Here is a 13,860-nt window from a genome sequence, read left to right on the forward strand (position 1 = left end):
GGATGGCCGGGAGTGTGGTGCCGGTACCGGTCGACGAAGCCCTGGATCTCCTCGACGTTCTGATCGCCTACGACACCGTGGCTCTGACCCCGAATCTGGACCTGATCAGCGACGTCCAGGACCGCCTGGAGGCCCTCGGAGCGTCCGTGGTCCTCACCCACGACGACAGCGGCACGAAGGCCAACCTGTTCGCCACCATCGGTCCCAACATCAATGGTGGGGTGGTCCTTTCGGGGCACTCGGACGTCGTCCCGGTAGACCCGGCGGACTGGACCACGCCGCCGTTCACCGCTGACCGCCGCCACGGCCGGGTCTACGGCCGAGGAACGGCCGACATGAAGGGGTTTGTGGCCTGCGTCCTGGCCATGGCCCCCATATACGCGGAACTGGATCTGACGGTGCCGATCCACGTGGCGTTGACCTTCGACGAGGAGGACGGCTTCCACGGGGCACCGATCCTGCTGGCCGACCTGGTGGAGCGAGGCGTCCGGCCGTCGGCGGCCATCATCGGCGAACCGACTGGGTTGCGGACCGTGGGCGCCCACAAGGGCTGTTACGAGTACCGCACCATGGTGACGGGAATGAACGGTCACAGTTCGGCCCCCGCTGAGGCAGTCAGCGCCGTGCACCACGCCTCGCGCTGGATCTCCGGTCTGTTGGGCCTGGCCGACGATCTGGCCAACCGGGCACCCGATCCCAGCCCCTACGACCCGCCGTCGACCACCTTTAACGTGGGGACGATCAGTGGCGGGCAGGGACGATGCGTGGTCGCCGACCGGTGCTGGTTCGATTGGGAGATGCGCCCCGTCCAGGCTTCGGACACTTCGTTCGTCAAGGAACATATGGCGGCCGTAGAGACCGCCCTGCTCGACGAGATGCGGGCTGTGCACCCCGAGGCCTCCATCCGAACCGACGTGGTCTGCGAGATCGATGGCTTGGAGTGGCGGGACGCCTCGCCGGCCCTTGACCTTGTGCGGGTCCTGCTGGCCGACGAGGTAGCGGCGAACGGCGGCACCCTGCCGGTGGACGTGGTGGCCTACGGAACCGAGGCGGGGTTGTTCCAGGCAGCCGGCATCCCGGCGGTGCTCTGGGGCCCGGGGGACATAGGCGTGGCTCACCGGCCGGACGAGTTCGTCGAGGTGGCCGACCTTGAAGTCTGTCTGGCCCTGTTGGCCCGCTTGGGCGGACACCTCGCCCGCTGAGCAGGCTCGACGAGACCGTGGTTCCACCGATTTTCGACCCGGGTCTGGAAACGGCTTTCCATGCCGACGGTTTCGTCACCGTGGAACGCCTGATTCCCGAACACGTCCTGAGCCCGCTCCACGAGCGGTTCGACCGCCTGTTCCGTGGCGTGTTCGAGACTGGGGTGGCGCCCGACGAGGTCAACTGGCAGGACGGGTCGGGAGACCCCACGCTGACCCGCCAGATCTGCAACGGCTGGAAGGCCGACCGGCTGGTCGCCTCGGTGGTCCTCTCCGAGCGCATCGGAGAGGTGCTGGCCCGCCTGGCCGGTTGGCCCGGAGCCCGGATCATTCAAGACAACCTGCTGTGGAAGCCGCCCGGCGCCCGGTCAGTGGGCTTCCACCGGGACAACGCCTACCTCGCCTGGTACCGGCCGCAGGAGATGGCCACCTGCTGGATCGCCCTGGACCCGACGGCAGCGGTCGGGGGGACGGTGGAATTCGCCCGGGGGTCACACCGGTGGTCGACGGACGGCAACCCTTTTATGCAGTTCCACGCCCCGGACGACCATCGGGACCCGATGGAGGCGGCGGCCGCTGCCGAGGGCGTGGCGTCCGACGTGGTGCCCGTCGAAGTTCCGGCCGGGGGAGGGTCGTTTCACCACGGCTGGACGTGGCACGGGTCGGCCCCCAACCGGTCTGACGTCCACCGCCGGGTTCTGGTGCTGCACTGCGGTAGCAGTGAGGCCCGGTTCCACCGGCCAGGCTTCGAGGAGGGCAACGGGCCCATCTACTCCCGGTACGCCCGCCCGGACGTCGACGACATGGACGAGGTCCACTTCCCGGTGCTGTGGCGCGACGACGGATACCGCACTCCAGGACTAGAAAGTCTCACAGTTCAGTTATAGGCTCTCACTCACAGTGATCGAGACCCGCCGTGGCGGGCCGGAGGCGGTCCCGTCCGCCGCCACACCGAATTCCGGAACCCACAGGAGCATTCCCATGACCCGCATGACCCCCAGCGAGGCCTTCGTCGAGACGATGGTGGCCAACGGCGTCACCACCACCTTCGGCATCATGGGCTCGGCCTTCATGGACGCCATGGACATCTTTACTCCGGCCGGGATCCGCCTGATCCCGGTGGTGCACGAACAGGGTGCCGCCCACATGGCCGACGGCTATGCCCGAGTTAGCGGCCGTCACGGCGTGGTCATCGGCCAGAACGGCCCCGGGATCTCCAACTGCGTGACAGCCATTGCGGCGGCCTTCTGGGCCCATAGCCCGGTGGTCATCGTGACCCCGGAGACCGGGACGATGGGCATTGGCCTGGGTGGCTTCCAGGAGGCCAACCAACTCCCCATGTTCCAGGAGTTCACCAAGTACCAGGGCCACATCGTCAACGAGAACCGGATGGCCGAGATCACAGCACGGTGCTTCGACCGGGCCATGTCCGAGATCGGCCCCACCCAGCTGAACATCCCCCGGGACCGGTTCTACGGCGAGATCGACGTCGAGATCGCCGAGCCGATGGTTTTAGATCGAGGCCCGGGCGGTGACGACAGCTTGGACGCGGCGGCCGAGATGCTGGCCAACGCTGAGTTCCCGGTCATGGTTTCGGGCGGCGGCGTGGTCATGGGCGACGCGGTGGCCGACGCCATCGTCCTGGCTGAGCGGCTGGGCTGCCCGGTGGTTAACAGCTACCTGCATAACGACTCCTTCCCAGCCAGCCATCCGCAGTGGTGCGGCCCGCTGGGCTACCAGGGGTCCAAGGCGGCCATGAAGCTCATCTCAGGGGCTGACGTGGTACTGGCCCTCGGCACGCGGCTCGGTCCGTTCGGCACGCTTCCCCAACACGAGATGGACTACTGGCCCGCCGACGCCAAGATCATCCAGGTCGACGCCGACCACAAGATGCTGGGCTTGGTCAAGAAGATCTCCGTGGGCATCTGCGGCGACGCCGGAGCGGCGGCACGAGCCCTGACCGACCGCCTAGCCGATCGCACCCTGGCCTGTGACACCAGCCGCGACGAACGTGCCGACCGTATGGCGACGGAGAAGAAGGCCTGGGAGGACGAGCTGGACGAGTGGACGCATGAAACCGACGACTTCAGCATCGACATGATCAAGGAGGCCATCGACGAGGAGGGCAACTGGCTACACCCCCGCCAGGTCCTTCGCGAGCTCGAGAAGGCCATGCCGGCCCGGGCCATGGTCTCGACCGACATCGGCAACATCAACTCGGTGGCCAACAGCTATCTGCGGTTCGACGAGCCCCGCTCGTTCTTCGCAGCCATGAGTTGGGGAAACTGTGGCTACGCCCTGCCGACCATCATCGGTGCCAAGGCGGCCGCCCCCGACCGTCCAGCGCTCTCGTACGCCGGCGACGGTGCTTGGGCCATGAGCATGGTGGAAGTCATGACAGCCGTTCGCCACAACATCCCGGTTACCGCGGTGGTGTTCCACAACCGCCAGTGGGGAGCCGAGAAGAAGAACCAGGTCGACTTCTACGGTCGACGGTTCGTAGCCGGCGAGTTGGACGGTGGCGAGAACTACGCCGAGATCGCCCGGGCCATGGGCGCCGAAGGGGTCCAGGTGGACCAACTCGAAGACGTCGGCCCGACGATGTCGGCGGCGATCGACGCCCAGATGAACGAGGGCAGGACCACGGTCATAGAGATCATGTGCACCAAGGAACTTGGCGACCCGTTCCGGAAGGACGCCCTGTCCACGCCGGTGCGCCACCTCGAGCAGTACGCCGACTTCGTCTGATTGGACTCTTCGGGCCCACGGCCCGTGTCGAAACTCAGATCCCGGTCGCCTGGGCCGGCTTGTGGGAAACGTCCCCGGGGTCGAGTTCACGGGTCCAGGCGGCGAATTCCAGCAGGATCCCATCGGGGTCCCGGAAATAGACGGAGCGCACGAACACCCCATCGTGCACATCGCGGGCCACCCCCCACTCGGAGTCGTCATGGTTCATGACCTCCGAGCACTCCACGCCGGCGGCTCGGAGCCGGTCCACATAGCCGTCGATGTCGGAGGCCGGCACGTGGAAGGCCACGTGGTTCATCGAGCCGTGGGCCGAGTGGATGGCCCCCCGGTCCGGCCGGTCGGCCGGCATCGACACCCCCGGGGCGGCCGGTGGTGCGTCAGGGAACCAGAAGAAGGCCACTGAGTTCCCGTTACCGCAGTCGAAGAAGAAGTGCTGGCCCGCTCCGCCGCCCAACTCGATGGTCTTGGTGAGTGGCATACCCAGGATGCCCTCGTAAAAGGCCACGGTGGCTGCCATGTCACGGCAGACCAGGGCCAGATGATTGATACCCCGGACCTCGAACCCGTGGCCCTTCTGCCCCCGGTCGTCGACCATGGAAGCCGACCCTAGACGGGGCCCGGTTCAGACCCCAGCCGAGGCGCTGCCAGACTCGTACCGTCCAACCCCCAACCAAAGTGCCGACATGACGACACCCGAACAGCAACTCACCGATTTCACCGACAGGGTGGTAGTGGTGACCGGCGGCAGTCGGGGGCTGGGCCAGGCCATGGTCGAGGCATTCGCCCGCTGTGGCGCCGACGTGGTGGTGGCCAGCCGCAAGATGGACGCCTGCGTGAAGGTTGCCAAAGAGGTCTCGACGGCCACCGGCCGCCGGACCCTGCCGGTGGCCTGCCACGTCGGTGACTGGGCGCAGTGCGACGCCCTCACCGAGGCCGTGTACGCCGAGTTCGGACGGTGCGACGTGCTGGTCAACAACGCCGGCAGCTCCCCGCTCTACCCATCGCTGGTCGAGGTCGGAGAGGCCCTGTTCGACAAGACGATGGCCGTCAACCTACGGGGAACCTTCCGGCTGTCGTCCACCTTCGGATCCCGCATGGTCGAGGCGGGCGGCGGCGCCATCATCAACGTGAGCTCCGTCTCGGCCTCGGCTCCCACTCCCGTGGAGGCCATCTACGGGGCAGCCAAGGCCGGGGTGCATTCGCTGACCGAGTCGTTCGCCCGGGCCTACGGCCCGACTGTTCGGGTCAACTGCCTACAGCCCGGACCGTTCCTCACCGACGTCTCCACCCACTGGCCGGCCAGCGCTCACGAGGGGTTCCGCGAGCGCCTAGCCCTCCAGCGGGCCGGAAAGGTCGACGAGATCGTGGGGGCAGCCCTGTACCTGGCATCGGACGCCGCATCGTTCACGACGGGCTCGGTGCTCAAGGTGGATGGCGGCGCCGTGTACGGAACGGGCTGAGCCGGGTACCAGACTGCAGCGAGCAGTGCCGACCCGCCCGGTACTGCCGGACGGACCGGAACGAGGAGCGACGACGTGGTGGATATCGGCCGGCCCGCGAAGGGGCAGAACCAGTGGTACCCGTTCATGGACCGACCGGTCCCGGCCACCGTCGAAGGCGTGCTGCAGAACCCCCCTGTCGTACCCCTCCACGACGTGGCGACTCTGCCCGCCTCGGCTCGTTACGTGGTGGTAGGGGCCGGGATACACGGCCTGTCCACCGCCTATCACCTGGCCAGGGAACTAGAGCGCACAGGAAAGGGATCGGGCAGCGACGTGGTCCTCATCGATAAGGCGGGCCCGGGTGCCGGCGCCACCGGCCTGGCCTGCGGCTGTGTGCGGAACCTCTACATGACCGAACCGCTCCACGCCATCCTCCGGGCCAGCGTCGAGGTATGGGAGTCCGATCCCGTCAACTTTGGGTTCCAGCAGGTCGGCTACGTATCGATCGGCGAGGAGAACCAGGCCGAGGACTACGTAAAGGTAAACGAGTCGCAGGTAGCTAGCGGCTACCCGTCTGACCTCTACACGGGGGCCGACGCCCACCGATTCCTGAAGAGCTTGTGGCCCGACTTCAAGACTGAGAACTGCGATGTAGTCCTCCACGAGCACCGCTCCGGCTATGCCGGTACCCACATGGTCATGTGGGGTCTCGATCAGAAGGCCCGCCAGTGGGGGGTGCGGCGGGTTTACGGGGTGGCCGTCACCGGCTACGACCTAGACGCCTCAGGTTCGGTCGTCGCCGTAGAGACCACGGCGGGGCGTATCGAGACCGACCAGGTGGTCGTGGGAGCCGGGGCGTGGACGCCCCAGCATTGGGCGTGGCTGGGCGGGCCGTCCGTCCTGGACGTCACCTACCCCGACGGCCACCTCGAGACGGGCATCGACATGTGGACCTACTGGCGCCTCTTAGAGGGCGAGGTCTTCCTTCCCCCGGGAGTCGACTACCGCACCGCCGACGGTAAGGACGGCCCGGTCCTCCACGTCGAGCTGATGAACACACCCGTCCACGGCGACGACGGCGAGGTGATCCAGGACTACGTGTACACCTACACCCGGTATGCCGCTGAGCGGGTGGGGGCACCAGGGCTCCAGGGCGGGACCATTCCGGTCAACATGGGCCCCGAGGCGAACGCCGACCCGTATGGCCACCTCAACGACGACTACCAGGCCGATGATTGGTTCGCCGAGTACTACTGCCGGACACTCGGGATGCTCTTCGAGCGCTTTGAGGACCTGCTGCCACACTTCAAACAGCGCCGCAACGGCGGGATCGGCGCCTTCACCCCCGACAACGTGCCCATATTCGACCACCTGGCCGAGAATGCCTTCGTCATCGCCGACTCAAACCATGGCTTCAAGATGATCGGTGTGGGCCGGCTCACGGCGTCGATGCTGGTCCACGGGGAGAAGCCCGAAGAACTGCGGCCGTTCACGCTCGGCCGCTACGCCGACGGCACCACGTTCGGCGACCGGAACTCCAACTCCCCCTGGGTTTAGGACCCCGAGGGTCGGCCCTCAGCGACTGCCTTCAGGGCATCCAGCTACGGAAGACGGTGTTCCGAGGAGCTCGCCTACCATGCGCCAGTGTCCGACGACCTACCCACCGACCAGCTGGTGGCGCTGGCCGACGAGCTGCGCGACCTCCTGGGTTCTGGTGGCTGGCTGGACCCGGCGGACGCCCCCCAGTTGACCGTCGACTACCGGGGCGCCTATTCCGGCGTTCCGGTCCTCATCGCGCGCCCCGACACGGTGGAAGACCTACGAGACGTCGTCCGGGCCTGCGCGGCGGCCGGGGTCGCCGTCGTCACCCAGGGTGGCCACACCTCGCTGTCCGGTGGTTCGGTCCCCACCGACTACCGACCGTCGGTACTGCTGTCGACCTCACGCTTGAACCGGATCACCTCGGTGGACCCGGCTCGGTTCACCATCACCGTCGAGGCGGGGTGCACCATCGAACAGGTCCAGCAGGCCGCCGCCGCGGTGGACCGGCATTTAGGCATGGACTGGGGTGCCCGAGGCACGGCCACCGTAGGAGGAGCCATCTCCACCAACGCTGGAGGGCTGAACGTCCTGCGGTACGGCCCGACCCGGGACAGCGTGCTGGGTCTGGAGGCGGTGCTCGCTGACGGTGAGGTATTCGATGGGCTGCGGGCCCTTCGGAAGGACAACACCGGCTACGACCTCAAGCACCTGTTCATCGGCGGTGAGGGCACTCTGGGGGTGGTGACCCGCGCCATCCTCAAGCTCTTCCCCCGACAGGACCACCACAGAACCCTCTTCGCGGCGCTGGCCGACCTCGACCATGTCAACGACCTCTACGCCCGGGCCTGTGCGCTGGACCACGGTGGCCTAACGGCGTTCGAGTTGGTTCCAGAGAGCGGCGTAGCCGGTACCGTCGAGGCTCTGGGTGTCGTCCGACCACTCGAGACCCAGGCCGAGTGGTATCTGCTGGCCCGGTTCAGCGGCAGCAGCCCGGTTGATGAAACCGCCCTGACCTTCCTGTCCGCAGCCGTCGAAGCCGGTCTGATCCTGGACGCAGTGGTTGCCGACACGGCTGCCCAGGAAGAGAACCTGTGGTTGCTGCGCGACGAACTCCCGCCCGAGACGCTCTTCGACGCTAAGGGAGCCAAGTTCGACGCCGCGGTCCCCATCGACCGGGTGGCTGAGTTCCAGCGGCGGGCCGAAGTCATCGCCCATGACCTATGCGGGCCAGAAACCGTGGTCTTCTCCTTCGGGCACCTGGGCGATGGGAATCTCCACATGTACGTGCTTGAGTCCCTGGAGAGGGGCAGCCGGCTCCAACCCGACCTGATCGTCGAGGCAACCCGGGCCATTGACTCTCTCCTTTGGGAAATGGGAGGGACGGTCAGTGCCGAACATGGCGTCGGCCAGGACCTCCTGAGCCGAGTGGCCGGCCAGAAGTCGACCGTCGAACTGGACATGATGCGGAGAGTCAAGGAGGCCCTGGACCCCGACGACCTGTTCAACCCGGGCCGGGGCGCCCACTCGGCACCGCCGTGGAAGGAAGGACCCGGGTGACCGCGCGCCAACGGTGGCTGACTGCTGTAGCTAAAAGCGGTCAGGAGGCAGAAAGCGAGCCACCCTCCACGGGTAGTCCCGTGCCGCTGATGTAGTTAGCCGTCTCCGAGCACAAGAAGGCCACAACCCGGCCGAAGTCGGCCGGATCACCGATCCGGCCCATGGGATGGGAGGCGGCCACCGCGTCCAGGTCCTGGTATATCTCCTTGAGGCGACCGGTGGCGTGCAGTCCCGGCTGGACCGAATTAACCGTCACGCCATCCCTGGCCACCTCGGTGGCCGTGGTCTTCAGGAAGCCAGTCAGGCCGGCCCGGGCAGTGTTGGACAGCATCAGCATCGCTGACGGCTCGCGGACAGTGGCCGACGTGATAGCCACCACGCGGCCCCAGCCCCGCTCCCTCATGGGAGGAATAAGGGCCTTGCACATGCGCACGTGGGCCAACAGGTTCAACTGCAGGGCCGCCGGGTACAGGTCCAGGTCGGTGGACTCAAAGGTGCCAGGCGGGGGACCACCGGCATTAGCCACCAGGATGTCGACGAAGCCGAGCACCTCGACGGCCTCGGCCAGCATGGCGTCCACGGAGGCGTCGTCGGAAAGGTCGGCGGTGAGGGTGACCGGATCTCCGTCCACCGTGGAGGCCGCGGCGGCCAACCGTTCAGCCGATCGGGATACCAGTGCTACCCGCACCCCTTCGGCGGCCAGGGCACGGGCCGAGGCCAGCCCCAGGCCGCTCGAAGCGCCAGTGACCAGCGCCGTCCGTCCTTCGATTCCGAGGTCCACGGTGGGCCCCTCCTCCGGGCCGTGCGGTCCCCGACACCGGACCGTCGGGCGGACGGTAGTTCCCCGACGCTCCGGCGTCGCCGTCCGGGAGGGTCAACTGGCAGGCTGTGGCCCGTGCACATTGACAGCGAGGCCCTGACCTGGTGGCTATTCCTGGCTTCTGCCGTGGTGTTTGTGTTGGCGTCGGTCCGAGCCGGTGACTTGTTGTTTACCGTCGGCTCGGTTCTCTTCCTTGCCGCCTGCGCGGTGTTCCTTGCCGGGCGTGGGCGCCCGACCGGCGACCGGTGACCGGCACCAGCCAGAACGGCGGGCGGCTACTAGTCGACTGCCTGCTGGCCCAGGGCGTCGACACGGCCTTCGGGGTGCCAGGTGAGAGCTACCTGGCCGTGCTGGACGCTCTTCACGACGTCGGGGACCGCCTACGGTTCGTGGCCTGTCGCCACGAAGGCGGCGCGGCCTACATGTCCGAAGCTTGGGCTCGGCTTACCGGACGAACCGGCATCTGCTTCGTGACCCGCGGCCCTGGTGCCGCCAACGCCTCGGTAGGGATCCACACCGCCGACCAGAGCTCCACGCCCCTGGTTCTGTTCGTCGGCCAGGTGGGTCGTGGCCACCGGGGCCTGGAGGCCTTCCAGGAAGTCGAATACACGTCGTTCTTTGATGACCTGGCCAAGTGGGTCGTCGAGGTCGACGACCCAGACGATCTTCCGCGGGTAGTCGAGGCGGCATTCACCGTTGCCCAGGCCGACCGACCGGGCCCTGTCGTCGTGGCGCTCCCTGAGGACATACTGCGCGAGGCGGCTACAGCAGGACCCAGACCGCCGGTGGAGGTGATCGAGCGAGATCCGCCCCTGGCCGACATGACCGCTGTAGGAGACCTCCTGTCTGATGCCGAGCGGCCCGTTCTACTAGTGGGCGGAGGGGGTTGGACGGCCGACGGGCGCGAGTCGCTGTCCGCCTTCGCCTGCCGCGCTGACCTGCCGGTCGTGGTGTCGTTCCGCCGCCACGACCTGTTTGACAACACCGACGATCACTACTGCGGTGAGGCCGGGGTGGGGATGCCACCGGCTGTCCGGGAGACGCTGGCCGGGGCCGACGTGGTGCTGGCTCTGAACTGCCGGTTCGGCGAGATGACCACAGGCGGCTACACGCTATTTGGGACCGACGGCACGGATGCCGGACAGCGCATCGCCCATATTCACGCCTCGGCGTTCGAGTTCGGCAAGGTGGTCCGAGCCGAGGTACCCGTCCACGCCGGTCCCAACGCCGCCGCCCGGGCCCTGGCCGCCACACCGGTGGACAGCTCCCGGTGGGTGGGGTGGCGGTCTGATCGGCGGGACGCCTTTTTGGCCACCCTGGATTGCCCACCGCAGCTTGGCGACCTAGATCTCGGAGAGGTGACGGCCTGGCTACGGGACCGCTTACCGGATGACGTGGTGGTGACCAACGGGGCTGGCAACTTCTCGGTGTGGCCTAACAAGTTTCTGCTCTACGGACCTGGGGCCCGGCTCCTGGCCCCCCAGAACGGCACCATGGGCTACGGCCTTCCGGCAGCCGTCGCCGCCAAGGTGGTCGACCCGGACCGGACCGTCGTCTGTTTCGCCGGGGACGGCGACGTCCAGATGACGTTCCCGGAACTGGGGACGGCCGTCCAGGCAGGCGCCCTGCCGGTGGTTCTGGTCGTGGACAACTCCTCGTGGGGCACCATCCGGATGCACCAGGAATTCCACCATCCGGGTCGCGTTTCGGCCACTGATCTCATGAATCCCGACTTCGTTGCCCTGGCCAGCGCCTACGGCATGCACGCTGAACGGGTTGACCGGACCGACCAGTTCGCACCAGCCTTCGAGCGGGCGCTGGCCTCGGTCACCGGCGCACTCCTGCACCTCGTGACAACTGCCGAGCAGCTCACCCCCCGCCTTACTGTCCAGGACGCACGCCGCGCCGACGGAAGGGAATGATCGGGCCATGGATTCCAAACCCCTATGTCGCTTCCCGGCTACCGCCCCGGTGACCGACATGCTCGAGGCGTTCGACGCTGACGGTGGGCTGGTCGTCGAGGAGATGGTCGAACAACCTGTCATCAATGCCATCAGGGAGGCAGCTGACCTCCACGCCGAAGGTGTTGTACCGGGGTCGGCCGACCAGGGCATGGGGGAGGAGGGGACGTTCTTCGTTGGAAAGAACACCAAACGCTTTTCGAGCCTGGGTCTGCTCACCGACGCCTTCTTCGACCTCCTAGAGAATGAGGTCTACACGGCGCTGGCCGATGCCGTGCTGTTGCCCAACTGCGGTTCCTATTGGGTGAACACTTCCCAGGTCATGTACATCGGCCCCGGCGAAACCGCCCAGGTTCTGCATCGGGACGCCGACAACTGGTTCCAGCACATGGCGCCGACATGGCCCGACACGCCTGAGGTGACGATCAGCGCCATGATCGGGCTGGAGGAGGTGACCGAAGAGCTAGGGGCCACGAGATGCGTGCCCGGGAGCCACCGCTGGCCAGAGTTAAACGTCTACGAGTTCGACGTCGAGACGGTGCCCGCCGAGCTGGAATCCGGCGACGCCTTCGTCTACTCAGGGAAGGTGCTCCACGGGGGCGGGGCTAACACCACGCCGGGACGGTGGCGACGGGCTTTGCACTTGAGCTTCGTAGTCGGTTGGCTGACGCCAGAGGAGGCCCATCCGCTCGACCACGTCGACGGGCTGGCCGACCGGTCGCCACGGGTACAGCGGCTGCTCGGCCAGCGGTCGTACGACCCGCGTCCGCACCTCGGCGGTGGCCTGTGGCTCCGACACGTCCGTCCGCTGGAGGACCAGGCTTGATCGCCGGTCGCTCGACCGGATTCCGTCGAGCGACGGGTTAGCCGATCTCGGCCTCGATTGCGTCGGCGACCAAGCGTCGCGTCTCGACGTCGTTGATCGCCCCGCCATGGGCCACCTGCTGGATGGCCAAGCCCTCGATAAGGCAGGCCAGCCGCCATGCCGAGTCCCTGGGGTTGACACAGGCGAAGTCCCCGGAGGCGACACCGTTGGTGAGGGTGTCAGCGAGAACCTCAACCCACGCCTCGTCCAACTCCATGACCGTCCGTCGAAAGGATTCGGACCGCAGCGCCACCGCCCAGCCCTCGATCCACAGTCGCCAACTAGAGAAGCCGCTGGCTGGGAAGAAATTGTCGACCACTATGTCGAGGAGTTCTCTCGGCGTTCCGTCGGTGTTCACCAGGAGCCGTAAAGCTTCTAGTTCCTTTTCGGCGGCGTGCCGGAACGCGGCGGCTAGGAGTTCATCCTTGGTGTCGAAGTGGTAGTGGACGAGACCGGTCGAGATCCCGAGGTACTTCGCCACGTCGCCCACCCGAGTGGAGGCGATTCCTTGCTTGCTCATCACCGTGCAGGTGGCCTCAAGGATCTGGATCCGGCGCTTCTCAACGGCCGGTCCGGGTCCTTGCGACTTTTCCACCGGCCGCATCCTATCGACTGACTGACTGACCCGTCAGTTCGTCACAGCCCGAGCCGATACGCTGCGACGATGGCGGTCGCCACGGGCCACGTGGTCCTCTCCGACCTCGAGAAGCGGTTCGACGACGTGGCCGTAGTCCGGGGCATCGACCTCGACATAGCGCCCGGCGAGTTCTTCTCCCTGCTCGGGCCGTCGGGATGTGGCAAGACCACAACGCTGCGCATAATCGGGGGCTTCGAACGGCCGGACCGGGGTTCGGTGTGGATCGACAGCGAGGAGGTCACTGACCTGGCGCCGGAACACCGGCCGGTCAACACCGTCTTCCAGAGTTACGCGCTTTTCCCCCACCTCACCGTGGAACGCAACGTGGCCTTCGGGCTGCGGTTCCAGAAGGTTCCGACCGATGAGGTGGCGACGCGGGTCGCACGGGCGCTGGCCCTGGTCGAGCTCAGTGGCTTGGAGGGTCGGCGTCCCCACCAGCTTTCCGGAGGGCAGCAGCAGCGCGTCGCTCTGGCCCGGGCCCTGATACTGGAGCCGCGGGTCCTGCTGCTCGACGAGCCGTTGGGGGCGTTGGACGCCCGTCTCCGCAAGGCCCTTCAAGTCGAGCTACGCAGCCTCCAGCAGGCGATCGGCATCACCTTTGTGTACGTCACCCACGACCAGGAGGAGGCGCTGACGATGAGCGACCGCTTGGCCGTGATGGACGAGGGCCGTCTGGTGCAGGTGGGGACCCCTCGGGAGGTCTATGAGGAGCCGATCGACGGCTCGGTGGCCGATTTCCTGGGCGTGGCCAACCTGCTCGACGTGGAACACCTGGGCGGAGGGAGGATCCAGGTTGGGGACCGAGTACTTCGGGCGACTGGTGACGGACCGGTCGGGCGCTGCCGGGTGGTCATTCGTCCCGAGAGGGTCCGGCTGGTCGAAGGAGAGCCAGACAATGGACTACCCGTTGTAGTGGAGCGGCGGGTTTTCACTGGCGCCACCACCCAGGTCCACCTCCGAAGCGGAGACCTGGCCTTTCATGCCTTGGTGGCCAATAGCGGCGGGGTGGCAGGCGACGGTGTTACCCACGCGGAGATGCCGGTCGACGCCCTCCGCTTGCTGGCCAGTTGACCGATTCCAGGTCCG

General features: G+C 67.0%; 13 protein-coding genes. 10 read left to right on the top strand and 3 right to left on the bottom strand.

The features are described from left to right. Nucleotides 1–2: 2 nt before the first annotated feature. The 3 genes from argE to xsc all read left to right on the top strand — a co-directional run bounded on the left by argE (nucleotide 3) and on the right by xsc (nucleotide 3,950). Complete coding sequence (gene argE / locus MK181_01555) at nucleotides 3–1,202, top strand: acetylornithine deacetylase (GenBank protein ID MCH2418478.1); 1,200 nt, start codon at nucleotides 3–5, stop codon at nucleotides 1,200–1,202. An 80-nt stretch (nucleotides 1,203–1,282) separates the two neighbouring features. Continuing rightward, on the top strand, nucleotides 1,283–2,089 hold the full coding sequence (locus MK181_01560; protein MCH2418479.1) for a phytanoyl-CoA dioxygenase family protein: 807 nt from the start codon (nucleotides 1,283–1,285) through the stop codon (nucleotides 2,087–2,089). 94 nt (nucleotides 2,090–2,183) lie between these two features. Further along, complete coding sequence (xsc, locus tag MK181_01565) at nucleotides 2,184–3,950, top strand: sulfoacetaldehyde acetyltransferase (protein ID MCH2418480.1); 1,767 nt, start codon at nucleotides 2,184–2,186, stop codon at nucleotides 3,948–3,950. Nucleotides 3,951–3,984: 34 nt separating this feature from the next. On the opposite strand, the gene MK181_01570 is transcribed toward xsc, so the two are convergent. After that, the gene (locus MK181_01570; protein MCH2418481.1) at nucleotides 3,985–4,545 is read right to left on the bottom strand and encodes a VOC family protein; all 561 of its coding nucleotides are present in this window, start codon (nucleotides 4,543–4,545) and stop codon (nucleotides 3,985–3,987) included. An 88-nt stretch (nucleotides 4,546–4,633) separates the two neighbouring features. Here MK181_01570 and MK181_01575 point away from each other — a divergent pair, with 88 nt between their 5' ends. From MK181_01575 to MK181_01585, 3 genes are all read left to right on the top strand, one after another. Then, a complete protein-coding gene (locus tag MK181_01575; GenBank protein ID MCH2418482.1) occupies nucleotides 4,634–5,410 on the top strand; it encodes a glucose 1-dehydrogenase in 777 nt (258 codons plus the stop codon). Between the two features lie 75 nt (nucleotides 5,411–5,485). Further along, nucleotides 5,486–6,949: an FAD-binding oxidoreductase gene (locus tag MK181_01580; GenBank protein MCH2418483.1), complete on the top strand. Its 1,464-nt coding sequence runs from the start codon at nucleotides 5,486–5,488 to the stop codon at nucleotides 6,947–6,949. Nucleotides 6,950–7,036: 87 nt separating this feature from the next. Continuing rightward, nucleotides 7,037–8,491, top strand: a complete 1,455-nt coding sequence (locus tag MK181_01585) for an FAD-binding oxidoreductase (GenBank protein MCH2418484.1) — start codon at nucleotides 7,037–7,039, stop codon at nucleotides 8,489–8,491. 40 nt (nucleotides 8,492–8,531) lie between these two features. Here the strand turns inward: MK181_01585 and MK181_01590 are convergent, their stop codons facing one another. Further along, nucleotides 8,532–9,272 (bottom strand): SDR family oxidoreductase, encoded by a 741-nt coding sequence (locus tag MK181_01590; GenBank protein ID MCH2418485.1) that lies wholly within the window; start codon nucleotides 9,270–9,272, stop codon nucleotides 8,532–8,534. Between the two features lie 114 nt (nucleotides 9,273–9,386). On the opposite strand from MK181_01590, the gene MK181_01595 reads away from it, so the two are divergent. The 3 genes from MK181_01595 to MK181_01605 are packed head-to-tail and all read left to right on the top strand — an operon-like array spanning nucleotide 9,387 to nucleotide 12,098. Continuing rightward, nucleotides 9,387–9,560 carry a hypothetical protein gene (locus MK181_01595; protein ID MCH2418486.1) on the top strand — a complete coding sequence of 58 codons (174 nt, stop codon included), beginning with the start codon at nucleotides 9,387–9,389 and terminating at the stop codon, nucleotides 9,558–9,560. Continuing rightward, nucleotides 9,557–11,233: a thiamine pyrophosphate-dependent enzyme gene (locus MK181_01600; protein MCH2418487.1), complete on the top strand. Its 1,677-nt coding sequence runs from the start codon at nucleotides 9,557–9,559 to the stop codon at nucleotides 11,231–11,233. The genes MK181_01595 and MK181_01600 overlap by 4 nt, the downstream gene beginning before the upstream one ends. Before the next feature lie 7 nt (nucleotides 11,234–11,240). Continuing rightward, a complete protein-coding gene (locus MK181_01605) occupies nucleotides 11,241–12,098 on the top strand; it encodes a phytanoyl-CoA dioxygenase family protein (protein MCH2418488.1) in 858 nt (285 codons plus the stop codon). 37 nt (nucleotides 12,099–12,135) lie between these two features. Here MK181_01605 and MK181_01610 read toward each other — a convergent pair whose 3' ends face one another. Then, entirely contained in the window at nucleotides 12,136–12,732 is a 597-nt protein-coding gene (locus tag MK181_01610) for a TetR family transcriptional regulator (GenBank protein ID MCH2418489.1), read from the bottom strand. A gap of 69 nt (nucleotides 12,733–12,801) precedes the next feature. On the opposite strand from MK181_01610, the gene MK181_01615 reads away from it, so the two are divergent. Then, nucleotides 12,802–13,845, top strand: a complete 1,044-nt coding sequence (locus MK181_01615) for an ABC transporter ATP-binding protein (GenBank protein ID MCH2418490.1) — start codon at nucleotides 12,802–12,804, stop codon at nucleotides 13,843–13,845. The last annotated feature ends 15 nt before the right edge of the window (nucleotides 13,846–13,860 follow it).

This window comes from Acidimicrobiales bacterium (assembly GCA_022452035.1).
GTDB lineage: Bacteria > Actinomycetota > Acidimicrobiia > Acidimicrobiales > MedAcidi-G1 > UBA9410.

Coding starts and splice junctions, on each gene's coding strand:
- MK181_01570 (MCH2418481.1), bottom strand. CDS start 4,545: ATGGTCGACGACCGGGGGCAGAAGGGCCACGGGTTCGAGGTCCGGGGT.
- MK181_01605 (MCH2418488.1), top strand. CDS start 11,241: ATGGATTCCAAACCCCTATGTCGCTTCCCGGCTACCGCCCCGGTGACC.
- MK181_01575 (MCH2418482.1), top strand. CDS start 4,634: ATGACGACACCCGAACAGCAACTCACCGATTTCACCGACAGGGTGGTA.
- xsc (MCH2418480.1), top strand. CDS start 2,184: ATGACCCGCATGACCCCCAGCGAGGCCTTCGTCGAGACGATGGTGGCC.
- argE (MCH2418478.1), top strand. CDS start 3: ATGGCCGGGAGTGTGGTGCCGGTACCGGTCGACGAAGCCCTGGATCTC.
- MK181_01615 (MCH2418490.1), top strand. CDS start 12,802: ATGGCGGTCGCCACGGGCCACGTGGTCCTCTCCGACCTCGAGAAGCGG.